This window comes from Oceanobacillus sp. M65, from assembly GCF_052246275.1.
Classification (GTDB): Bacteria; Bacillota; Bacilli; order Bacillales; family Amphibacillaceae; genus Oceanobacillus_B; species Oceanobacillus_B jordanicus.
Genome location: NZ_JBQQCJ010000002.1, coordinates 295822 through 318447 on the forward strand (window position 1 = coordinate 295822; position 22626 = coordinate 318447).

Below are 22626 nucleotides of genomic sequence, written 5' to 3' on the forward strand. Positions count from 1 at the left end.
AAGCTTTTCAATAGGAACTGATGAAATAAAATACGTGTAATATTCTTGCAGAAGATAGAAAGTTTTTAAAGGTTTTGTCGATTATATGAAAGTAGCTAGTATTTGTAGTATGATAATAAAAAGAAATCTCGTCTTGGAGGAAACATCATGGAAAATTTCAAATCAGGATTTGTAGCAATCATCGGTAGACCCAATGTAGGGAAATCAACGTTTATGAACAAAGTAATTGGACAAAAAATTGCGATTATGAGTGACAAAGCACAAACCACAAGAAATAAGATTCAAGGGGTACTCACACAGGATGACGCCCAAATTGTCTTTATCGATACCCCAGGGATTCACAAACCAAAGCATCGCCTTGGGGATTTTATGGTCAAGACAGCGGAAAACACACTTAATGAGGTGGATTCCATTTTATTTATGATTAATGCAAAAGAAGGGTATGGAAGAGGAGATCAATATATCCTCGACATGCTACAAAATGTAAATCGACCAGTCTATCTTGTTATAAATAAAATAGATCTGATCCACCCTGATGACCTTTTCCCTCTAATTGAGCAATACAAAGGGAAACTGGAATTTGAAGAAGTCATTCCTATTTCGGCGCTGGAAGGCAATAATGTGACCCACTTATTAGATGTTTTGAAAGGTAATTTGCCTGAAGGTCCTCAGTATTATCCCGAGGATCAAGTGACGGATCACCCTGAGCGTTTTATTATTACGGAATTGATCCGAGAAAAAGTATTGCAATTAACAAGAGAAGAGATACCACATTCCATAGCTGTTGTCATGGAAAACATGGAAGAACGGGATAATAACTCGCTGTTTATTCAAGCGACTATTGTGACAGAAAGAAAGACACAAAAAGGCATTCTAATTGGTAAACAGGGAAGTATGCTGAAAAATATTGGGAAATATGCTAGACAAGATATTGAAGCTTTACTTGGATCAAAAGTTTATCTCGAACTTTGGGTAAAGGTAAAAAAAGACTGGAGAAACAAACAAAATCAGCTTCATGAATACGGGTTTAGAAGTGACGAATATTAAACATGGTAAATTTTTATACTAATTGTTTTAGCCCGTGTGGTCATTCTAATTAATGAGTTACATTTTCAAACTAAAAAGAAAGGTGGGGTTTCTTGTGATAGACTTAACCTGGAGAGTTTTTAGTCAAACGGGAAACATTGAAACCTATTTATTAATGAAAGAGTTGGAAAATGAACCAAACAATACTATTACTGGACAGACGGAGCAGGAAGAAACTTCAATGGATTCACAGCTTTAGTAAAAAAACTTGGGCACATTCCGTTAGAAAAGGGGAAGGTCTGTGTTAGAGAAAATAAATGGCTTCGTAATTAAAACGACGGATTATGGTGAAACCAATAAGATAGTCACGATCTTTAGTAAAAAGGTAGGCAAGTTCTCTCTCTTGGCAAAGGGTGCTAAAAAACCTAAAAGCCGAATGGCTGCCGTTACGCAGCCATTCATTTATGGAGAATTTTTCGTTTATCTAAATAGTGGGTTAAGCACCCTGCAGCAGGGAGAGGTTCTTCATTCACTGCGCGCGATACGAGAAGATATAGTAAAAACCTCTTATGCCGCTTATATCTCAGAATTGCTGGATAAATTAATGGACCAAAAAAGTCCGGACATCAATATATATGATGAATTCGAGCGGACTATGCATTGGATTGCAGAAAAAGAAGATTCTGTAATTCCCATAATGATGCTGGAAATGAAACTCTTTCAAAAAGGTGGTTTTGCTCCAACCGTTGACCGTTGTGCCAATTGTGGGCAAAAGCAAAGCCCTTATGCTTTTTCCATACAAGAAGGCGGACTTCTCTGTAGACAGTGTCGTTATTTAGATGGCGCTGCAGTAGAGCTACCTGATTCCGTCACACGGCTTTTGTATGTATTTTCAGCAGTTAATTTAGACCAGGTCGGATCTATTTCGGTAAAAGAGGAAAATAAAAACCTCCTTCGACTGTTGTTGAACAGCTACTATGATGCATATGGGGGTTTTTATTTAAAATCAAGAAAATTCCTCTCTCAGATTGACTTGTTCTCTTAAGGGATTCAACTTGACAAGACAGGAGTTAATGACGTATTATTTTTACATATTTCAATGTGAATAATAGCTACAGTGATAGAGATTAGTACTTTTTGTAATCTGTGAACAGCGAATTCGGGATCGTGCAAGCCGGATGACAGTACATAAAGGAATGGCACTCTGGAGTAGCTCCAATAAAGTGGCTCATTCTTGCTTGAGCAAATAGGGTGGAACCGCGGCTAAAACCCGTCCCTATGTCTATTGATTAGACATAGGGACGGGTTTTTTGTACGTTAGGAAAGGAAATTTATAGCCATTAAGCAATGACATGACAATTGATAAAACGGAGGTTTGTGACAATGAATATTCAAGAAATGATTTTGACTTTGCAAAAGCACTGGTCAGACCAAAATTGTATTATCATGCAAGCATATGATGTGGAAAAAGGTGCTGGTACGATGTCACCCATGACATTATTGAGAAGCCTTGGACCTGAACCATGGAATGTCGCATATGTAGAGCCATCAAGACGGCCAGATGATGGCAGATATGGAGAAAACCCGAATCGCCTTTATCAGCACCACCAATTTCAGGTGATCATGAAACCATCACCTGATAATATCCAGGAGCTATATCTAGAATCACTTAAAGAGCTTGGGATTGATCCTTTAAAACATGACATTCGGTTCGTGGAAGATAATTGGGAAAATCCTACATTGGGTGCAGCGGGGCTTGGATGGGAAGTTTGGTTAGATGGAATGGAAATCACACAATTTACTTATTTTCAACAAATTGGTGGTTTAGAAGCGAGTCCGGTTACAGTAGAGCTTACTTATGGCATTGAGCGCCTCGCATCATACATCCAAGATAAAGAAAATGTGTTTGACCTTGAATGGACTAAAGGTGTCACGGTAAAGGATATTTTTTTCCAGCCTGAATACGAGCATTCTGTCTATACGTTTGAGCAGTCGAACACAGACATGCTGTTTCAGTTATTCGAAATGTACGAACAAGAAGCCAAGGTGACGATGGAGAAAGGTTTAGTCTTTCCTTCCTATGATTATGTCCTTAAGTGTTCACACACCTTTAATTTACTTGATGCCAAAGGTGTTATTTCCGTGACAGAAAGAACGGGGTATATTGGAAGGATACGTAATCTTGCTAGAAGCATTGCAAAGGCATATGTAGCGGAACGGGAAAGACTTGGTTTCCCTATGGTTCAAAAGGAGGAGAAGTAAATGGCAAAGGATATCTTACTTGAAATCGGACTAGAAGAACTACCTGCCAGATTTGTCGATGATGCAGAAACCCAACTAAAAGAGAAGGCCGCCAGTTGGTTTAAAGAACAACGGATCGCTTTTAATTCTATTAAGAGCTATTCTACTCCTAGAAGGCTTGCAATCCACATTACAGGTGTAGCTGAAGAGCAGGAAACGATCGAAGAAGAAGCAAAAGGACCTGCTGAGAAAATTGCCAAAGATGAGAGTGGTAATTGGTCTAAGGCAGCTATAGGCTTTACTAAAGGACAGGGGAAAGATGTCTCCGATATTTATATCAAAGAAATAAAAGGAACAAACTATATTTATGTCTCAAAAGTTATTAAAGGAAAGCCAACATATGAGCTACTTCCGGCATTTCAATCCATTATTGAGTCCATCCAATTTGGTAAAAACATGCGTTGGGGAACGCAATCATTACGTTATGCAAGGCCGATTAGATGGATTGCTGCTTTATTTGGCAGTGAGGTCATTCCATTTGAAGTAGCAAGCGTGGTTACGAGTAATGTCACATACGGCCACCGCTTTCTAGGAGATAAAATCACACTAACAAATCCAGAAGAGTATAAGGGAAAACTAGAAGAGAGTTATGTGATTGTTGATTCACGTGCAAGGGAGAAGATGATTCTAGATGAAATAGAGTCAGCTGAAGAGGAGAATGGTTATCAAATACCAGTCGATAAAGAATTACTGGCAGAGGTTCGAAACCTTGTTGAGTACCCAACACTATTTATTGGTTCTTTTGAAGAACAGTATTTAAAGCTTCCTTCTGAAGTACTCATCACATCTATGAAGGAACACCAACGATACTTTCCGGTTAAATCAATGGAAGGGGAACTACTGCCTCATTTCGTAGGAGTACGGAATGGTGATTCAAACGGCTTAGAGACTGTAATAAAAGGAAATGAGAAAGTGCTGCGTGCTCGTTTATCCGATGCAGCTTTCTTCTACAATGAAGACAAAAAGCATTCCATAGACTTTTTCCAAGAAAAATTAGGTAAGGTTGTTTTCCAGGAGAAACTTGGCACAATAGGTGATAAAACAAAACGTATTATCGGAATCACAGGTGAATTAGCCAAACAGCTAGACAGCAACGAAGAAATTACAAAGCAAGCATTAAGAGCTGCAGAAATCTGCAAATTTGACCTTATGACGAACATGGTAAATGAATTTACTAAGCTTCAAGGGATTATCGGCGAAAAATATGCCCTCCACTTTGGAGAAAAAGATCAGGTTGCCAGTGCAATAAAAGAACATTACTTGCCTGTCCAAGCAAATGGTACACTACCTGATAGTGAGATTGGCGCAATGGTTAGTGTAGCAGATAAATTAGATACCATAGTTGGTTGTATTGCAATAGGGCTTACGCCAACAGGCTCACAGGACCCATATGGACTAAGGCGTCAAGCTCTTGGTGTAATGCGTATTCTTGAAGCAAGAGGATGGAATATTACGCTTGAGGAAATGCTGACTATCACTGTACAGCTACTAAAGGAATCCGGTATACAGATAAAAGAAGAAACCAATGTGCAGAAAGAACTACATTCTTTCTTTACTGCTCGCGCCAGCTTTATCTTAAAAGCAGTAGGAGTCGAACAAGATATAACACAGGCTGTATTGCATGAGGAAATTGGCAATGTGTCTTACACTATTTCAAAAGCACAAGCATTGTCTGCAGTTAGAAATGATGAAGCGTTCAAGCCAGTACAAGAGGCGCTTGTCCGACTCTTGAATCTCGCCAAGGAAGAAAAGCATGGTAATGTGGATACAAGTTTATTTGAAACAGATTCTGAAAAAGAATTGTATCAGAACTTCCAATTAGTACAAGAGAAATATCAAGATAAAAAAGATGGGAAAGAGGCAAAAGATGCATTAGACGTTCTTTCTACCCTTTCTGAATCTATCCATGAATTCTTTGAACATAACATGGTTATGGCCGATGATGAAGATATCCGTGCTAACCGCTTAGCACTTGTTCAGCAAATCGCAATGCTGATTAGAGATTACGCTGATCTTGCAAATATCGAATGGAAGCAGCATTTCTAGTAACATTTGTTGCTATATTTTCCTTTTCCTTGTGTATAAGCTATAATATGATGCAAGTATGCAATATTGATCGCCAGGTGGTGGCTTGATGGAATTATCGAAAAGACAAGAACGAATTATAGAGATTGTAAAAGAAGCTGGGCCGATAACTGGTGAAAACATCGCGGAAAAATTAAGTCTCACGCGTGCAACTTTAAGACCAGATCTGGCCATCCTGACGATGGCCGGTTTTCTTGATGCTAGACCGCGAGTGGGTTATTTTTTCACAGGGAAGACAGGATCGGAGTTACTTACAGAACAAATCAAAAAATTTAAGGTTCAGCAGTACCAGCATGTTCCGATTGTGGTAAAAGAAAGTGTGTCTGTGTATGACGCTATATCAACCATGTTTCTTGAAGATGTGGGGACATTGTTTGTCGTTGACGATCATTCCTGTTTAACTGGTGTCTTATCTCGTAAGGATTTATTACGGGCAAGCATTGGCCAGCAGGACTTAAACAGCGTGCCAGTACATATTATAATGACCAGGATGCCGAATATAACGATCTGCAGAAGAGAAGATTTATTAATTGATGTTGCGATGAAGCTGATAAATAAGCAAATAGATGGAATTCCTGTAGTACGAGACACAGAGGCAGGCCTTGAAGTCATTGGCCGAATTACTAAGACTACTATTACCAAGGTGTTTGTCGAGCTGATTACAAATGACCAAGTTTAATTTATAATGAAGGGGGCACATGAATGACATTGACACCGGTTGTATACGTTATTTCTGACTCTGTCGGAGAAACCGCTGAACTTGTAATCAAAGCGGGGCTTAGTCAGTTTAATAATGGAGAGTATAAAATACATCGGATCCCTTATGTAGAGGATACTGGTACGATTGATGAAGTAATGCAACTAACGATAGAGAATAAAGGAATGATTGGATTTACTCTAGTTGATCCGGTTTTAAGAAAGTACCTAAACGATCGGGCTATAGAAATGAATATTGAAGCAATAGATATCATGGGTCCTATGCTTGCTTCTATGGAACGTGTTTTTGATAACTTGCCGAGGATGGAAGCAGGGCTGGTTCATAAACTCGATGAAGATTACTTTAAGAGAGTTGAAGCTATTGAATTCGCTGTTAAGTATGATGATGGCCGCGACGCAAGAGGAATTGCACGTGCTGATATCGTATTGATCGGTGTTTCAAGAACATCAAAAACACCATTGTCCCAATTCCTTGCACATAAACGGTTAAAGGTAGCCAATGTTCCTATTGTTCCAGAGGTTGATCCACCAGAAGAACTTTTTGAGGTGCATCCTGATAAATGTATCGGGCTGCGGATTAGCCCAGACAAATTGAATGAAATAAGAAAAGAGCGATTAAAGGCGCTCGGACTTGGTGGGCAGGCTACATATGCCAATATAGAAAGGATACATCAGGAGCTTCGTTATTTTGATGATGTTGTCAATCGAATTGGCTGTAAAGTAATTGATGTTTCGAATAAGGCTGTCGAAGAGACAGCGAATAATATATTACAATTAATTCAGGACTAGGGAGATAACAATTTAACATTCTATTCATTAAATAGAATGTTTTTTGTTACGACTTATTTATCAAATTAATGTGCTAAATTCTGGCGTTTTTGGTTAAAGTGTATTATAATCGTAATTTGTGTAAAGATATATATAGAAACAATCGTTCTATTTATATGACTGTTGCATATTCTGAAAAGTAAAACATTCAATTAAAAGAAGGATTCTTTATGGAATATGTAGAAATAGTGTAAAGCAAGTAACTATTTAGTTCGTATTAATTCGTTTAACCTTGTTTTAGGATAGTCATTATTACGGAGCTTCATACCTGTATTTGATGGAGTAAGTAAAATAACAAAATAATTGCATGTGTTATTTGCAACTAATCCTTCTAAGAAATACTTCGCGAATGAAGGAATTTTTTCTCCGTAAAGAAAAAATATTGTCGAATAATGAAGGATTTTCTTTCTTATGTGACGAATAGTAATGATAGTATGGTGATGTCAATGGCAAATCAAATTCCCGAAACAGTAATCGAAGAAATTCGACAAGCTAACGATATTGTGGATGTTATCGGGGACTATGTCCAATTGAAAAAACAAGGTCGGAATTATTTTGGACTTTGTCCGTTTCATGGAGAAAAATCTCCTTCCTTCTCCGTAACACAGGAAAAACAAATATTTCACTGTTTTGGTTGTGGTAAGGGAGGCAATGTTGTAACCTTCCTAATGGAAATGGAAAGTTATTCTTTCTATGAAGCACTACAATTTTTAGCGGATCGGTCTGGCAAGGAATTACCTGACACGGAGATTAAAAAAGAATCCTCCTTATCACAGGAAAGCCAGAGCGTTCTGTCTGCTTATGAATGGGTTACAAAACTTTACCATCACTTATTACGATATGCGAAAGATGGCAAAGAGGGATACCACTATTTACAAGCTAGAGGGTTAGCTGAAGAGGCAATTGATGCATTTCAGTTAGGTTTTGCACCAAATGCAAAGGATTTTACTGCTGAATTCCTAGAGAAAAAGGGGTTTCATAGACAAATCCTAGTCAAAGCAGGTTTAGTTTCGCTTCTGAATGATAATAGTGTAAGTGACCGGTTTCGGGGCAGGGTGATCTTTCCAATCCGAAATCACTTGGGGAAAACAGTTGCATTTGGCGGGCGAGCTCTAGGGGATGATCAAGAGCCGAAGTACTTAAATAGCCCAGAAAGTGATTTGTTCCAAAAAGGTAAGCTACTGTTTAACTTCGATTTAGCTAGGAAGTACATTCGCAAAGAAGGCGAAGCAGTTTTGTTTGAGGGATATATGGACGTTATATCCGCCTACCAGGCCGATGTCAGAAATGTAGTTGCTACAATGGGAACATCGCTGACGGAATATCAAGCGAAATTGTTAAAACGTTATGTGAACACGGTTATTATTTGCTATGACGGAGATAATGCTGGTGTCGAAGCAACGAGCAAAGCCGCCGATTTATTGCGCACTGTTGGTTGTGAAGTGAAAATAGCAAGATTAAAGGATGGACTTGATCCAGACAGCTTTATTCAGAAATACGGCAAAGAGGCCTTCCAGAATGAAGTGATAAAAGCAAGTGAGACCTTTATCGCGTTTTATATGCGATATCACCGTCAAGCGTATAATTTAAACCTTGAAGGTGACCGTATTAAGTATATTGAAAAAATGCTTGAGCAGCTTGCGATGATTGATAGTCCAGTGGAACGGGAATATTACTTAAAAGAGTTAAGTAAGGAATTTGACATATCACTGGATACTTTAGCTGGTGAGTTACAGACATACCAAAGCAGAAACGGCAAAGTGAAGGATAAGAGCGAAAAGAACAGATATACTAATAATGGTACAGCATCTGTTCGAAACAAAAAATTACTACCTGCTTTTCAAAATGCTGAGAAAAAACTCATTTGCTATATGTTACAGGATGCATCCATTGCTGAAAATGTTCGTGAAGAACTTGGCGCGGCATTTAATGTGGATGAGCACAAAATTATTGCTACCCATTTATATGCTTTTTATGAAGACGGTCATTCAGCCGACGTAAGTTTATTCATTGAACGGCTAACTGATCAAAAATTAAAGCAGATGGTGATTGAAATCGCAATGGCCCCTGTTTTTGAAGATATCAGTGATAAAGAGATCAACGATTATATTAGAGTGATTCGTACCCAAGCAAATGATGTAACGGACATTCAATCGTTAAAAAACCAACAAGTAATGGCTGAGAGGCAGAATGATCCATTAAAAGCAGCTCAGATTGCTAAACAAATTATGGAAATACGAAAACAGTTAAAGAATACGAATTAATTTAACGTATCTGGAAGGAGGGGGACTCATGGCCGAAAACAAGCCTTCAGAAACCAAAGAAAATAATGAGCCTGAACTAACCATTGAACAAGCAAAAGATCAATTACTTGAGATGGGGAAAAAGCGCGGTGTGCTGGCATATGAGGAAATAGCTGATCGCCTATCTAATTTTGTAATCGAATCTGATCAAATGGATGAATTTTATGAGTACCTTGGAGAACAGGGTGTCGAGATAATTGGTGAATCAGAAGAAGATCCGAATATGCAGCAAATCGCGAAGGAAGAAGAATTTAACCTTAACGATCTGAGTGTCCCGCTAGGAATCAAAATTAATGATCCTGTTCGTATGTACTTAAAGGAAATTGGACGAGTGGATCTATTGTCTGCTGCGGAAGAGATTGATCTTGCAACAAGAATTGAAAAAGATGATGACGAAGCAAAGAGACGACTTGCTGAAGCAAACCTTCGTCTAGTTGTAAGTATTGCTAAACGTTATGTTGGACGAGGTATGCTTTTTCTCGATTTGATCCAAGAAGGAAACATGGGTCTGATGAAAGCTGTTGAGAAATTTGACTACCGAAAAGGGTTCAAATTTAGTACGTATGCAACTTGGTGGATCCGCCAAGCTATTACGCGTGCAATTGCCGACCAAGCCAGAACCATCCGTATTCCGGTTCATATGGTCGAAACCATTAACAAGCTTATCCGGGTACAACGTCAATTACTACAGGACTTAGGTAGGGAGCCTACACCAGAAGAAATTGGTGAAGAAATGGAACTCTCGCCAGACAAAGTTCGTGATATCTTAAAAATTGCACAAGAGCCTGTATCATTAGAAACACCAATCGGTGAAGAAGATGATTCACATCTTGGCGACTTTATAGAAGATCAGGAAGCAGTGTCACCATCTGATCATGCTGCCTATGAATTATTAAAAGAGCAGCTTGAAGACGTACTTGACACACTAACAGATCGTGAAGAGAACGTATTACGTCTACGTTTTGGACTTGACGACGGACGAACTAGAACGCTTGAGGAAGTTGGAAAAGTCTTTGGAGTGACACGTGAGAGAATCCGTCAGATCGAAGCTAAAGCTCTTAGAAAGTTAAGACATCCTAGCCGAAGCAAACGATTAAAGGATTTCCTTGATTAAATAGTGGTACGGTCATTGTACATGTTGCATGTTCAATGGCCCCTTCTATTACTATAAGGAAAAACGCTCTATTAGCATTCTTTTATAGGAGTGTGAGGGATGTCAGAGGATAGAATTGCTACAATTGTGAGAGAGATTAACTACTGGAAAGAACACCACCTGCTTCCTGATACATACTGTGATTTCCTACTTGCATTATATACCAATGGAGAAGGTGTTACAGAGACGGACAATAACGCTAAAAAACGACCTAAGAATAGCTTGCAAATAATTTTAGTGTCTATTTTGTTACCGTTCTCATTCTATGTAATTTATTTTACTCAAGTAGAACTGTTTTTGCAACTTGGTATGCTACTCCTTTTTCTATGCTATAGTGGCTGGACGTATGCCTCTATGAAAAACAGGTATAATGCGCTCTATCACACAGGTTTAATTACAAGCTTATTTCTTATATTCTTAATAACGTTGACGCTTGGGAAGTTATTTCACTTCCACGATATTTATACTAGTTTGTTTTTTGTAGTGAATTTCTGTTCTTGGATCTTGATAGGAAGACGTCAACGACTTAAATATTTAGTTTTTACTGGTATAGTTGCTCTATTATTTACTTGCCTTTACATTATTTTGTGAATTTTAATAGGTAAACTCTTTAAACAATTTGGTTTTTCGAGTAAAATATAAATAGTCTTTTCTAGCTAAATAGAACATGGGGATTACATAAGGAGGAAACGCAATGAGAAGAAACCCAGTTGTCCCATATGCATTAATAGCTCTATTGGGAATACTTGCAGTAATTGTTATATCTGTTATTGGTTTGGACCAACGTGAACAAATTCACCAGGCTGAAGAAGGAGAACAAACCGAAGAAGGCGGGGAGTCTTCTGAGGGAGAGTCTAGTGAAGGGGAAACATCTGACGACCCAGAAGCAATCTTTAAATCTAATTGTTCAAGCTGCCACGGTGCTGACCTATCCGGTGGGGCAGGACCGGATTTAACTCAGGTAGGAAGCAAATTGTCAGAAGAAGAAATACATGATGTTATTATTAATGGTCGCGGTTCTATGCCAGCAGGAATGGCAACAGAACAAGAAGCGGAAGTCTTGGCTGCTTGGCTTGCCGAGAAAAAGTAGTTTTAACGATATGAAATCCAGATAGTTAAGCTTTCTGCCAATTACGACAGAAAGCTTTTCTTATTACCTAGAAATTACGATATAATAGAAAGTTGAGATAGTTATGTCATCTAATATTAATTTATCTGAAAGATTAAAGAAAGTAGCTTCTCTATTACCAAAAGAAGCGTTTTTTGCAGACATAGGTTCGGACCATGCCTATTTACCATGCTATGTATGCCTTCAGGATCATACTTCTCAAGCGATTGCTGGAGAAGTAAATGTAGGTCCCTATGAGAGTGCAGTAAAAACAGTAAAGCAATTTAATATGAATGATCGTATAGAAGTACGGTTGGGAAATGGATTGGCAGTACTTGAAAAAGAGGAAGTAGACCAATTAGTTATAGCAGGGATGGGCGGTTCGCTTATTCGTAGTATATTGGAAGACGGTAGAGACAAGCTTGGTTCGGTTAAGCAAATCATCGCGCAGCCAAATATAGATGCTAGAAGTGTAAGAAAATGGTTTCTAGACAATGATTACATAATTGAAAATGAAGGTATTCTAGAAGAGAATGGTCATATTTACGAGGTATTATCCGCCAAACGAGACGATACGTCTTCACCTTACCAGGATGAGCTACTTGAAAGACAGCTGCTCTTTGGGCCGTATTTGATGAAGGACCGGAACCTAGTGTTTTATAAAAAATGGCGTCACGAGTATGAGAAGCTACAACGTGTTCTTTTGCAAATGGAGCGAGCAAAAGTGAAAGACGAGGTTAAAATAAAACAATTTACTCAAGAGTTAAAATGGATGGAGGAGATAATCAATGACAAAAACAAAGATCACGAATAAAAATGTTTTTGCTGCGATGGAAAGACTTGCTCCAAAATCACTAGCTTACGATTGGGATAATGTCGGTTTGCAAGTTGGCTCTTTTAGTACGCCTGTTAAAAAGATTATGGTAACATTAGATGTATTGGAAGAGGTAGTGGACGAAGCTATTACAAAAAATGTGAGCTTAATCATTGCTCACCATCCATTGCTGTTTAAACCAGTCAAACAGCTCAGTACAGATACACCACAGGGGCGTGTGCTACACAAGCTATTACAACATAATATAACCGTTTATGCTGCACATACAAACTTGGATATTGCTGAAGGTGGAGTGAATGATGTACTTTGTGAGAAACTAAAAATAAAAAACACAAAGGTTCTTATAAAAGAGAGGACAGAAACACTTTATAAATTAGTAGTTTATGTACCTCAAACACATCAAAAAGTATTACGTGAGGCAATAGGAAAAGCAGGAGCAGGTCATATCGGAAATTACAGCCATTGCACCTTTCAAACTATGGGGGAAGGGACATTTAAACCATTAGAAGGGACAAACCCTTATATTGGATCTCAAGATAAAATGGAATTTGTTCCTGAGGTGAAAATAGAAACTATTGTTCAAGAAAGTCTGTTAAATAAGGTTCTTGCTGCCACAATTGCCGCACACCCATATGAAGAGGTGGCCTATGATATCTTTCGACTGGAGAATGAAGGAAAGAAATATGGCCTTGGCAGAGTCGGTACATTAGAAGAAGAACTAACTTTACAAGAATTCAGTTCACTAGTTAAGAAGCAATTAGACATATCTGGGGTACGCGTTACAGGCGACCTTGACCGCCCGGTAAAAAAAGTTGCTGTTATAGGCGGAAGTGGAGAAAAATATATACGCGCTGCACGCAATGCTGGAGCCGATACTTTTATTACGGGTGACATGACCTTCCACACTGCTCAGGATGCTTGGCAAACAGGCCTTGCTATTATTGACCCAGGTCATTACGCGGAAAAAGTAATGAAAGAAGCTGTTGTTCAATACTTGGAAAATGAATTTAGTGATAATGGTGTTGAGCTATTGGCATCTACTACCAACACTGATCCTTTCACGTTTATTTAAAATAAAAATATGTATAAAAAGGAGTTCTATTTGAATGGAACAAAACAACTTTAGTGAATTTTCTTTTCACCCAATCATGCAGAATGTTATAGAGCGATTGGGTTTCAAGGAACCGACAGAAATACAGAAAAAGGCTATACCATCGATTTTAAAAGGGACCAGTGTAATTGGACAATCTCGTACTGGTTCTGGTAAAACCCATGCTTTTCTACTGCCCATGTTTAATCAGATTGACACGAACAAGAAAGAAGTACAATTTGTCATTACTGCTCCCACTAGAGAGCTGGCAACACAGCTTTATGATGAAGTGAAGCGTATTATCCATTATGCGGATAGGGAAAAGCAATGGGTTGCGAAATTACTAATTGGCGGAACAGATAAACAGAAAATGGCAGAAAAATTAAAACAGCCACCGCATATTATTGTTGGAACGCCTGGTAGAATTCTTGATTTAGTGAAAGATGAAGCAGTTTCCATTTATTCAGCAAAATCCTTTGTCGTGGATGAAGCAGATTTAATGTTGGATATGGGCTTTATTACGGATGTCGATCAACTTTTGGTACGGTCAGCAAAAGATATCCAACTTTTAGTATTTTCAGCGACTATTCCCCAGCGTCTACAGCATTTCTTTAGAAAATATTTAGAGAATCCGTTATATATAAAAATTAAAGATCATTTTTCACCCGAAACAATGGAGCATCAACTAATTGCCCTAAAACACCGTGATGAAGCACAACTTCTTTTTGAAATTTCCAAAACAATTCAACCCTATTTAGCCATTATTTTTACAAATGGAAAAGAAAAAGCGAACCAGTTGGCAGAGTCGTTACAACAAAAAGGGTTAAAAGTTGGTCTTATTCATGGTGGATTAGCACCCAGAGAGCGTAAAAGGGTGCTTAAAGAGATCCAAAGTCTTCGCTATCAATACATCGTTGCAACAGATTTAGCATCACGAGGAATTGATATAAAGGGTGTCAGCCATGTGATAAATGCTCAGCTTCCAAAAGAAGAGGATTTTTATATTCATCGCGTTGGTCGAACTGCTAGAGCAGGTATGGAAGGCACGGCGATTAGTATTTACCAGGATGATGATATAAAGCTAATTCAAAAGCTAGAGCAAAAAGGGCTTACTTTCACTTATACAGATCTCCGTAAAGGGGAGTGGACGGAAGCAAAACCTTGGAATCAACGTAAACTTCGAACGAATACAACAACAGATGTGGAACAAGAAGCCTGGAAACGTGTTAAAAAGGCTAAAAAAGTAAAGCCAGGGTATAAAAAGAAAATGAAATATCAACAGACCAAGATAAAAAGAGAGATGACACGTAAAAATAAATTTAAAAAATAAAATAACGTGGAGAGGTGCTTAAGTTGTTGAAGATAGGATCACATGTTTCAATGAACGGAAAGAAAATGTTATTAGGATCAAGTGAGCAAGCAGTTTCATATGGGGAAAATACGTTTATGATATATACAGGAGCCCCACAGAATACAAGAAGAAAGCCTATCGAAGAATTAAATATTTCAGAAGGGCTCGAACATATGAAGCAACACGGAATACAAGACATTGTAGTTCATGCTCCATATATTATAAATATTGGTAACACAACAAAGCCACAAACCTTTGATTTAGGTGTTAACTTTCTGCGTAGCGAAATTGATAGGACAGCAGCACTCGGTGCAAAACAAATTGTATTGCATCCCGGCGCCCACGTAGGTGCAGGGCCTGAAGAGGCAATCAAGAAAATTGTCGAAGGCTTAAATGAAGTATTAGAAAAAGAAAAAGATGTACAAATTGCGTTGGAAACGATGGCTGGCAAAGGGTCTGAGATTGGACGGACCTTTGATGAAATTGCCAAAATAATTGATGGTGTCACCCATAATGAAAAGCTGTCTGTATGTATGGACACTTGCCATATCCACGATGCTGGATATGACATTGTAAATGATTTTGATAGTGTATTAAATGAATTCGATAAAATTATCGGAGTCGATCGCATTAAAGTTGTCCATGTAAATGATAGTAAAAACGAAAGAGGGGCACATAAAGACAGGCATGAGAACATTGGCTTTGGCCATATTGGGTTTACGGCTTTACATAAAGTCATACACCATCCACAATTAGAAGCATTACCAAAGATTTTAGAAACACCTTTTGTTGGTGAAGATAAAAAAGATAAAAAAGCGCCATATAAACATGAGATTGACATGATCAAGTCCGGCGAATTTAATGATAATCTAAAAGAAGAAATAATGGGAAACTAACGTGAAAGGCAGGAACGCTTATAGCAGCTTCCTGCCTTTTATTATTCGAATAAATGTTCAAGTCCATAGGAAGTAATTAGTTCTGTAAAAAGCTTGTGTGCCTTTTTTGCCGTAGAAACATCCGTTCTCTTAGCTAATTCTTGGACCATTGTATTGCGACCTTTCTCTGTAAAGGGGTCTACATTATGTGACTTTAAGTACTGAGCTATAGAATTGGCTTCTTCTCTTGTGATCGTGAAACCATATTGTTTTGCGTATTTCAATAGTTCCTCGGGTGGGAGTTGCTTTAATTTAGAAGTTATCATTTGCTTTATGAAAAAAGACATGTTGTTCCTCCTTTAGTTTTTGTTTTACTTCGTAGCTTATGCTCCGATTGCAGAAATCGTTAACAAAAAGAAACGCCTCTCCAAAAAATACCATAGGTAATTCAGTTATAAATCCATAGACTAAGACTGCACCTCAAGTAAATAAAGGAGGTTTCCTTTAATATGGATGAGTTCAAATCATATCAAGATAAGAACCAAGTTGAGCAAGCGCCAAATCATGGTGAAAACCGTAAGAATGAAGATTATGTTGGGATAGAACCAGATAGCACCAGAGACGAAGAGTACGCTGCTGAATTAACCGCAGATGACTATAATGCCTCTTTAATGGAAGATGCTAATACAACCTCTGAGACGGAATCTGATGTGAATTACACATATGGATGGATTGCAATTGCGCTCTCAGTTATTTCATTTTTTGTATGGCCTGTTATTATGGGAGCTGCGGGAATTATTTTCGGATTTGTCTCCAGGAGCAAAGGTGCAGACACGCTGGGCAATATAGCAATAGCTGCAGGAACTATTTCAATCGCCATTACGTTATTTGTACTGCCATTTATTTAAATAACTGTATGGTAAAAAGGGCTGAGGGTATCAGCCCTTTTTTTCTTGTCATAAAATCTTTGTAGATATACTGTTTTAATATGTGGATGAGTTTCGTACTCATTCATAAACAGGAAAATAGTAGTAACGGTCTACTTGTAAGTGAAATGGATCAGCTTCCGCATTAAGTACTTGAAAATCTTTTATAAAATTATCGACACTTACTTTGGTTAAAGTAGGGTTAATTTTCTCGATTATAGAAAGAACTGTTTCACCTTGCTGTACTTTTAATTGTTTCGCGGTATAATTTGTATTAGTCTCATTATTTTCTGGAGTCGTAGGCAAACTTCCTTTTGTTAAATCTGTATAGACAGCTGCAATGAGGAATACACATAATAAAAAAAGTGTACATCTTTTTAAAAATGACATACATTTTGCCCCCTTTTTTTGAAACTTAACCGCTCTGTCAAACGTACCATTAGATGTAGGGAGGAGGATTTCTCTTGGATATATTAAATTTAGAATGGATTGCACTTGTTATTACTGGTTTTGGTACTTTGTTTCTAATTGGTGAAGTACTCGTTAATATGCGTGGTTTTTTTGCATTATTGGGAATTGGATTTATTACAGTATATTTTGGTGCTTATGTTGAGACAGGTTCTGTTATTCTTATGCTTATTATCTACTTTATAGGATTATTACTTATCATCATTGATGGTAAACTCCTGAACGATGGCACGCTTGCCACCATCGGACTTGCAGCTATGTTAACAGCAGTGGCTTTACCTGCACCTAATTTGACAGCCGGTCTTTATGCTGTATTAGGTGTGTTGCTAGGGACCGGTGCATCATTTCTATTTTTAAAAGTATTTAAACGTAGGGATATGTGGAATAAGTTAACATTAAAGGATCAGCTTTCAACGGAAGCGGGCTATAATTCGATAAATGAAACTTATGCCACACTTGTTGATCAGGAAGGTGTAACACTGACTGATTTAAGGCCTGTAGGGACAATTAGGGTTAACAATAGGGACTATAGTGCAGTATCAAATGGACAATGGATAACAAAAGGGACTTCAATACGAGTAACGATGGTTGATGGAACAAAAATTTTAGTTGAAAAACAATAATAGTTACTATTAAATCTTTTATGGACCAATCGGTTTGTAAAAGATTTTTTATTTGCCTATTGGTTGCATTTTAACAACAGGAGTAGGGAACTAAATAAAAGGGAAGCGATAAACGGTTTGTAAATTTAATGTTAATTTTGTACGTAAATCCTTTACAAAGTATTTATATTTATTAATAATAGTCTAAGTGTGCGACAAATTTCTACATGAATGAAGGGTGGTAAAGGGATTGGAATTAGATCTGCAAACACTGTTATTTGAATTTATCGGGGGATTAGGGATCTTTCTTCTTGGTATAAAATACATGGGAGAAGGACTTCAAAAATCGGCAGGAGATCGGTTAAGAAACATTCTTGATAAATTTACAAGCAATCCTTTTATGGGAGTTTTAGCTGGAATTATTGTAACTATCCTGATTCAAAGTAGTTCAGGTACAACCGTTTTGACGGTTGGTTTAGTAAATGCAGGTTTTATGACATTCAGACAAGCAATTGGTGTAATAATGGGAGCGAACATCGGGACAACCGTAACCGCGTTTATTATTGGGATTGACATTGGGGAATATGCACTGCCAATTATTGCAGCTGGCTGTTTCTTACTGTTTTTCTTTAAAAACACACTTGTTAACGCAATTGGACAAACTATATTTGGTTTTGGTGCCTTATTCTTTGGCTTGGAGTTAATGAGCAGTGGAATGTCACCATTAAGAGAACTGGAATCCTTTCAACAGTTGACTTTAAATATGAGTGAAAGTCCAATACTTGGAGTGGTGATTGGAACAGTATTTACCTTAATTGTGCAAAGTTCAAGTGCCACTATTGGGATCCTACAAGGTCTGTTTTCTGAAGGTGCGATCGACCTTAAAGCAGCTGTACCTGTGCTTTTTGGGGACAACCTTGGTACAACGATAACAGCAGTTCTTGCGTCTATTGGTGCATCGGTAGCAGCAAAGCGTGCTGCTTACACGCATGTTATTTTTAATCTGGTTGGTGCAACTATATTTATTGTCTTTCTCGGAGTATTCACCCAGGTAATTACTTATCTGCAAGGACAATTTGACTTGAATGCGGAAATGACAATAGCATTTGCTCATGGTACTTTTAACGTAACAAATACGATTATCCAATTTCCATTTATCGGTGCCTTAGCATGGCTTGTAACAAAAATAATTCCTGGAGAGGATACGATAGTTGAATATAAACCAAAGCATCTAGACCCGATTTTTATTCAGCAATCATCCACCCTGGCATTGGATCAAGCAAAAGCCGAAGTTATCCGAATGGGGGAATATGCATATCAAGGACTGGAAGAGACAAATCTCTATTTAAACAATCATTCCCAAAAACATTCAGATATGGCTATGCAGGTAGAGGGTGCTCTAAATAATCTCGACCGCAAGATTACCGAGTATTTAGTGAGTATTTCTGCAGGCTCTCTAACAGAGCTAGAGAGTAACAAGCATACTGCCCTCATGGACTCTGTACGCGATATTGAACGGATTGGAGATCATTTTGAAAACATTATAGAGCTTATCGACTATAAGATTTCCAATAAAGTAAACCTTACTGATAAAGCGAATGAAGATCTTAACGAAATGTTTGAGCTGACTATCGCTACGGTGAAGCAGGCTATACGTTCTCTTGAAAAAACAGATCGTGAAGAAGCTCTAGCAGTTGTACAAAAAGAAGATGAAATTGATAAGATGGAGCGGAAGTTTAGGAAAAAACATATCATTCGAATGAACGAAGGGTTATGTAGTGGTTCCGCAGGGATCGTTTTCGTAGACATTATCAGCAATCTTGAACGAATAGGGGATCATGCCGTTAATATTGCGGAAGAAGTGTTAGGAGAAGAGTAAGAATGAAGGAGAGTCTATTAAGACTCTTCTTTTCTATTTTAAAAGGCTTCAAAAAATGTTCAATGTTCAAAATAAAACAAAAAACAATTTTGTTATTGAATTTGAGTTAGGAAAGTGATATATTATATATTGTCGTTTCCGAGGACAAACTACATAGATTGCAAAAAGAAAAAAACTTTTTAAAAAATGATTGACAGTTTTTGTCGAACGTGGTAAATTATATCTTGTCGCCGAAACAACGCGTAACAAAAAAGACAAGGTAATTAGGTTACATTGTATCCTAGCAGTCACTACTAACAAGATAAACATGGCGGTGTAGCTCAGCTGGCGAGAGCGTACGGTTCATACCCGTGAGGTCGGGGGTTCGATCCCCTCCGCCGCCACCATTTTCATAAATTTATGGCGGTCGTGGCGAAGTGGTTAACGCACCGGATTGTGGCTCCGGCATTCGTGGGTTCAATCCCCACCGGTCGCCCCATAAATATAAAAGCAAAGGACCCTTAGCTCAGTTGGTTAGAGCTATCGGCTCATAACCGATCGGTCGCAGGTTCGAGTCCTGCAGGGTCCACCATAAAAACTCGGAGGTATACCCAAGTCTGGCTGAAGGGATCGGTCTTGAAAACCGACAGGCGGGTCAAACCGCGCGGGGGTTCGAATCCCTCTACCTCCTCCATACATACTTTGGATAAAAACTTCTTAAGAAGGAAGAAAACAATTTAATATCCTAAATGGCTCGGTAGCTCAGTCGGTAGAGCAAGGGACTGAAAATCCCTGTGTCGGCGGTTCGATTCCGTCCCGAGCCACCATTTTAAAATCATTCTCAGGCGAAGGCCTGTTTTTTTGTGTTTTCAAAAGTTACCTACATAGAAGCGACGTAAATTTTGAGTAGAAATAGGGGACTTGTTTCTGGAAGTTTAAATTTGGTACTCATGCATATTAGTTGCAACTGCATGCATGCTTTGATACTCTTTCCATAAAGGGTGGATACATTCCTTTTAATAAACATATTTATTAGAGGAGGAACATTAATTATGGCAAAATTTGAATTACCAGAACTACCATACGCATACGACGCGTTAGAACCAACTATCGACAAAGAGACAATGAACATTCACCACACGAAGCATCATAACACTTATGTTACGAAGCTTAACGGAGCATTAGAAGGGCATGCAGATCTTCAAAATAAATCATTAGAAGACCTTTTAAGCAATTTAGATGCTGTACCAGAAAGCGCACGCACTGCAGTTCGCAATAATGGTGGCGGACATGCAAACCATACTTTATTCTGGAACGTATTATCACCAAATGGTGGCGGCGAGCCATCAGGTGAACTTGCAGATAAACTAAACAGTAAGTTTGGCAGCTTTGACAAATTCAAGGAAGAATTTGAAAATGCTGCAACAACTCGCTTTGGATCCGGCTGGGCATGGCTAGTTCTTAACAATGGAGAGCTTGAAGTAACAAGCACACCAAATCAGGATACACCTCTAATGGATGGAAAAACTCCTCTATTAGGTCTTGATGTTTGGGAGCATGCTTATTACTTGAAATATCAAAACAAACGCCCTGATTATGTATCTGCATTCTGGAATGTAGTTAACTGGGATCAAGTAAACAAAAACTACAATGAAGCAAAATAAAAATAGTCTTTAATTCAAAGAGCGCAAGGCATAGAGCCTTGCGCTCTTTGAATATGGATTAGTAAAAAGCATACTGCATATCTCCATTACTTCTGTTCAAACTAAGAAAGGATTCATGAAGGAGTATGATTCATGCGGAAGGCTATACAATTTTACCAAGAGAAATTAGATATAAATAAAGATCTACTTTTTTTACTTGTTATTGGCGGATTGTATTCTCTTGGAATATTCTTGTCCAATACTTTTGTAAACATATATTTGTGGAAGCAGTCGGGTGATTATATTACGATTGCCATCTACAACCTGGCCATATACCTATTTCAACCCGCTACATTTATTTTAGCGGGGAAATTAGCTAAAAAAGTGGATAGGGTGGTCGTCCTCCGGCTTGGAGTAATCTTTCTGTCCATATTTTTTCTAAGTGTTCTTCTTATTGGAGAACAAGCTTCAAAGTACAATTTTTTATTAGGGAGCCTACTAGGGATTGGTTATGGCTTCTACTGGCTTGCTTTTAATGTACTTACTTTTGAAATTACGGAACCTGAAACACGTGACTTTTTTAATGGCTTCCTAGGGGTGCTTCAGTCCTTTGGTGGTATGATTGGCCCGTTGCTGGCCGGGATAATTATTGCTCGTATGGAAGCAAATATTGGGTACACGACCATCTTTACAATTTCTTTTATCCTGTTTATTTTGGCGGTCGCTTGTAGCTTTTTTCTTAATAGGCGAAGAGCTGAAGGAAGCTTTCACTTTAGAAGAATCTTACAGGAGCGTCATCATAATAAGAATTGGCGAAGGATCTTACATGCGCACACTTTTCAGGGACTTCGTGAGGGTATTTTTGCTTTTATTATTTCTATATGGGTTTTCTTGATAACCCAAAGTGAATTTTCACTTGGTATGTTCAACTTAGTCTTATCAGGGCTCTCTTTTGTGTTTTATTTCATCGCAACAAAGTTTATTAAAAATAAACTGCGCAAAAAAGCGATTTTACTTGGTGGACTAATTCTCTTTTTCTCCACCTTTATTATCCTGTTTAATTTAGGTTACGTCCAATTAATCATATATGCTGTTTTTATTGGAATTGCTTACCCGATCATTAATGTCCCATACGTCTCCATGACGTATGATGTGATTGGTAAGGCTTGGAAAGCCAAGGAGATGCGCGTAGAGTACATTGTTGTAAGAGAACTATTCGTAAATTTAGGGAGAGTTGCTTCTATTGTCCTCTTCTTGGGAGCAGTCATGCTGTTCCCAGCAAAACAAGTGATTCCAGTCTTGCTTATAATTCTTGGGAGCGGACACTTGATCATTTACTTTTTTGTTAAGAATATTTACCTCGGAACAAAGCAAAAGAAAGAGGTCTTAATAAAAGATCAAATAACAGATGAAAAAAACCGATAAATCCATTTAGATTATACTATCAGACGTGTTAT

At 38.1% G+C, this 22626-nt stretch carries 22 protein-coding genes and 5 tRNA genes; 25 read left to right on the forward strand and 2 right to left on the reverse strand.

Features of this window, described 5'->3' with window-relative positions:
• Positions 1-144: 144 nt before the first annotated feature.
• The 15 genes from era (at position 145) to ACTWPF_RS09090 (ending at position 15693) form a co-directional block, all read left to right on the forward strand.
• Positions 145-1047, forward strand: coding sequence for a GTPase Era (gene era / locus ACTWPF_RS09020; protein ID WP_443149248.1), 903 nt, complete (start codon positions 145-147; stop codon positions 1045-1047).
• Positions 1048-1141: 94 nt separating this feature from the next.
• Positions 1142-1285 carry a YqzL family protein gene (locus tag ACTWPF_RS09025; RefSeq protein WP_081779328.1) on the forward strand — a complete coding sequence of 48 codons (144 nt, stop codon included), beginning with the start codon at positions 1142-1144 and terminating at the stop codon, positions 1283-1285.
• 42 nt (positions 1286-1327) lie between these two features.
• A complete protein-coding gene (gene recO / locus ACTWPF_RS09030) occupies positions 1328-2071 on the forward strand; it encodes a DNA repair protein RecO (protein ID WP_443149010.1) in 744 nt (247 codons plus the stop codon).
• A gap of 338 nt (positions 2072-2409) precedes the next feature.
• Positions 2410-3288 (forward strand): glycine--tRNA ligase subunit alpha, encoded by an 879-nt coding sequence (gene glyQ / locus ACTWPF_RS09035; RefSeq protein WP_443149011.1) that lies wholly within the window; start codon positions 2410-2412, stop codon positions 3286-3288.
• The gene (gene glyS, locus ACTWPF_RS09040) at positions 3289-5373 is read left to right on the forward strand and encodes a glycine--tRNA ligase subunit beta (RefSeq protein ID WP_443149012.1); all 2085 of its coding nucleotides are present in this window, start codon (positions 3289-3291) and stop codon (positions 5371-5373) included. It abuts the gene before it with no gap.
• Between the two features lie 88 nt (positions 5374-5461).
• Positions 5462-6091, forward strand: coding sequence for a helix-turn-helix transcriptional regulator (locus ACTWPF_RS09045; RefSeq protein ID WP_106896955.1), 630 nt, complete (start codon positions 5462-5464; stop codon positions 6089-6091).
• Positions 6092-6114: 23 nt separating this feature from the next.
• Positions 6115-6918 carry a pyruvate, water dikinase regulatory protein gene (locus ACTWPF_RS09050; protein ID WP_106896954.1) on the forward strand — a complete coding sequence of 268 codons (804 nt, stop codon included), beginning with the start codon at positions 6115-6117 and terminating at the stop codon, positions 6916-6918.
• A 485-nt stretch (positions 6919-7403) separates the two neighbouring features.
• Positions 7404-9221 carry a DNA primase gene (gene dnaG, locus ACTWPF_RS09055; RefSeq protein WP_106896953.1) on the forward strand — a complete coding sequence of 606 codons (1818 nt, stop codon included), beginning with the start codon at positions 7404-7406 and terminating at the stop codon, positions 9219-9221.
• A gap of 28 nt (positions 9222-9249) precedes the next feature.
• Entirely contained in the window at positions 9250-10374 is a 1125-nt protein-coding gene (gene rpoD / locus ACTWPF_RS09060) for an RNA polymerase sigma factor RpoD (RefSeq protein WP_106896952.1), read from the forward strand.
• 99 nt (positions 10375-10473) lie between these two features.
• Entirely contained in the window at positions 10474-11004 is a 531-nt protein-coding gene (locus ACTWPF_RS09065) for a hypothetical protein (protein WP_238018832.1), read from the forward strand.
• Between the two features lie 103 nt (positions 11005-11107).
• Positions 11108-11503 (forward strand): cytochrome c550, encoded by a 396-nt coding sequence (gene cccA, locus ACTWPF_RS09070; RefSeq protein ID WP_106896950.1) that lies wholly within the window; start codon positions 11108-11110, stop codon positions 11501-11503.
• 103 nt (positions 11504-11606) lie between these two features.
• Positions 11607-12335 (forward strand): tRNA (adenine(22)-N(1))-methyltransferase, encoded by a 729-nt coding sequence (locus tag ACTWPF_RS09075; RefSeq protein WP_443149013.1) that lies wholly within the window; start codon positions 11607-11609, stop codon positions 12333-12335.
• Entirely contained in the window at positions 12310-13428 is a 1119-nt protein-coding gene (locus tag ACTWPF_RS09080; protein WP_443149014.1) for a Nif3-like dinuclear metal center hexameric protein, read from the forward strand. The genes ACTWPF_RS09075 and ACTWPF_RS09080 overlap by 26 nt, the downstream gene beginning before the upstream one ends.
• 34 nt (positions 13429-13462) lie before the next feature.
• Positions 13463-14776 carry a DEAD/DEAH box helicase gene (locus ACTWPF_RS09085; RefSeq protein WP_238018843.1) on the forward strand — a complete coding sequence of 438 codons (1314 nt, stop codon included), beginning with the start codon at positions 13463-13465 and terminating at the stop codon, positions 14774-14776.
• A 23-nt stretch (positions 14777-14799) separates the two neighbouring features.
• Positions 14800-15693 carry a deoxyribonuclease IV gene (locus tag ACTWPF_RS09090; protein WP_106896946.1) on the forward strand — a complete coding sequence of 298 codons (894 nt, stop codon included), beginning with the start codon at positions 14800-14802 and terminating at the stop codon, positions 15691-15693.
• Positions 15694-15734: 41 nt separating this feature from the next.
• Here the strand turns inward: ACTWPF_RS09090 and ACTWPF_RS09095 are convergent, their stop codons facing one another.
• Positions 15735-16019 carry a DUF2624 domain-containing protein gene (locus ACTWPF_RS09095; RefSeq protein WP_106896945.1) on the reverse strand — a complete coding sequence of 95 codons (285 nt, stop codon included), beginning with the start codon at positions 16017-16019 and terminating at the stop codon, positions 15735-15737.
• A gap of 162 nt (positions 16020-16181) precedes the next feature.
• On the opposite strand from ACTWPF_RS09095, the gene ACTWPF_RS09100 reads away from it, so the two are divergent.
• Positions 16182-16580 (forward strand): hypothetical protein, encoded by a 399-nt coding sequence (locus tag ACTWPF_RS09100; protein ID WP_238018845.1) that lies wholly within the window; start codon positions 16182-16184, stop codon positions 16578-16580.
• A gap of 99 nt (positions 16581-16679) precedes the next feature.
• On the opposite strand, the gene ACTWPF_RS09105 is transcribed toward ACTWPF_RS09100, so the two are convergent.
• Positions 16680-16988, reverse strand: coding sequence for a hypothetical protein (locus ACTWPF_RS09105; protein ID WP_238018847.1), 309 nt, complete (start codon positions 16986-16988; stop codon positions 16680-16682).
• Positions 16989-17062: 74 nt separating this feature from the next.
• On the opposite strand from ACTWPF_RS09105, the gene ACTWPF_RS09110 reads away from it, so the two are divergent.
• The 9 genes from ACTWPF_RS09110 to ACTWPF_RS09150 all read left to right on the forward strand — a co-directional run bounded on the left by ACTWPF_RS09110 (position 17063) and on the right by ACTWPF_RS09150 (position 22594).
• Positions 17063-17689 (forward strand): NfeD family protein, encoded by a 627-nt coding sequence (locus ACTWPF_RS09110; RefSeq protein ID WP_443149015.1) that lies wholly within the window; start codon positions 17063-17065, stop codon positions 17687-17689.
• Between the two features lie 229 nt (positions 17690-17918).
• On the forward strand, positions 17919-19547 hold the full coding sequence (locus ACTWPF_RS09115) for a Na/Pi cotransporter family protein (RefSeq protein WP_106896941.1): 1629 nt from the start codon (positions 17919-17921) through the stop codon (positions 19545-19547).
• 309 nt (positions 19548-19856) lie between these two features.
• Positions 19857-19933 (forward strand) — tRNA-Met (locus tag ACTWPF_RS09120).
• 16 nt (positions 19934-19949) lie between these two features.
• A tRNA-His gene (locus tag ACTWPF_RS09125) sits at positions 19950-20025 on the forward strand.
• A 16-nt stretch (positions 20026-20041) separates the two neighbouring features.
• Positions 20042-20118 (forward strand) — tRNA-Ile (locus ACTWPF_RS09130).
• Positions 20119-20127: 9 nt separating this feature from the next.
• Positions 20128-20220 (forward strand) — tRNA-Ser (locus tag ACTWPF_RS09135).
• Between the two features lie 57 nt (positions 20221-20277).
• Positions 20278-20353: transfer RNA gene (locus ACTWPF_RS09140), tRNA-Phe, on the forward strand.
• A 225-nt stretch (positions 20354-20578) separates the two neighbouring features.
• Positions 20579-21190: a superoxide dismutase gene (locus ACTWPF_RS09145; RefSeq protein ID WP_036572569.1), complete on the forward strand. Its 612-nt coding sequence runs from the start codon at positions 20579-20581 to the stop codon at positions 21188-21190.
• Between the two features lie 132 nt (positions 21191-21322).
• Positions 21323-22594, forward strand: coding sequence for an MFS transporter (locus ACTWPF_RS09150; protein WP_443149016.1), 1272 nt, complete (start codon positions 21323-21325; stop codon positions 22592-22594).
• The last annotated feature ends 32 nt before the right edge of the window (positions 22595-22626 follow it).

Excerpts from the sequence above, each read along its gene's own strand:
- glyQ (WP_443149011.1), top strand. The coding sequence starts at position 2,410 with ATGAATATTCAAGAAATGATTTTGACTTTGCAAAAGCACTGGTCAGAC.
- glyS (WP_443149012.1), top strand. The coding sequence starts at position 3,289 with ATGGCAAAGGATATCTTACTTGAAATCGGACTAGAAGAACTACCTGCC.
- ACTWPF_RS09045 (WP_106896955.1), top strand. The coding sequence starts at position 5,462 with ATGGAATTATCGAAAAGACAAGAACGAATTATAGAGATTGTAAAAGAA.
- ACTWPF_RS09050 (WP_106896954.1), top strand. The coding sequence starts at position 6,115 with ATGACATTGACACCGGTTGTATACGTTATTTCTGACTCTGTCGGAGAA.
- dnaG (WP_106896953.1), top strand. The coding sequence starts at position 7,404 with ATGGCAAATCAAATTCCCGAAACAGTAATCGAAGAAATTCGACAAGCT.
- rpoD (WP_106896952.1), top strand. The coding sequence starts at position 9,250 with ATGGCCGAAAACAAGCCTTCAGAAACCAAAGAAAATAATGAGCCTGAA.
- ACTWPF_RS09065 (WP_238018832.1), top strand. The coding sequence starts at position 10,474 with ATGTCAGAGGATAGAATTGCTACAATTGTGAGAGAGATTAACTACTGG.
- cccA (WP_106896950.1), top strand. The coding sequence starts at position 11,108 with ATGAGAAGAAACCCAGTTGTCCCATATGCATTAATAGCTCTATTGGGA.
- ACTWPF_RS09075 (WP_443149013.1), top strand. The coding sequence starts at position 11,607 with ATGTCATCTAATATTAATTTATCTGAAAGATTAAAGAAAGTAGCTTCT.
- ACTWPF_RS09080 (WP_443149014.1), top strand. The coding sequence starts at position 12,310 with ATGACAAAAACAAAGATCACGAATAAAAATGTTTTTGCTGCGATGGAA.
- ACTWPF_RS09085 (WP_238018843.1), top strand. The coding sequence starts at position 13,463 with ATGGAACAAAACAACTTTAGTGAATTTTCTTTTCACCCAATCATGCAG.
- ACTWPF_RS09095 (WP_106896945.1), bottom strand. The coding sequence starts at position 16,019 with ATGTCTTTTTTCATAAAGCAAATGATAACTTCTAAATTAAAGCAACTC.
- ACTWPF_RS09100 (WP_238018845.1), top strand. The coding sequence starts at position 16,182 with ATGGATGAGTTCAAATCATATCAAGATAAGAACCAAGTTGAGCAAGCG.
- ACTWPF_RS09105 (WP_238018847.1), bottom strand. The coding sequence starts at position 16,988 with ATGTCATTTTTAAAAAGATGTACACTTTTTTTATTATGTGTATTCCTC.
- ACTWPF_RS09145 (WP_036572569.1), top strand. The coding sequence starts at position 20,579 with ATGGCAAAATTTGAATTACCAGAACTACCATACGCATACGACGCGTTA.
- ACTWPF_RS09150 (WP_443149016.1), top strand. The coding sequence starts at position 21,323 with ATGCGGAAGGCTATACAATTTTACCAAGAGAAATTAGATATAAATAAA.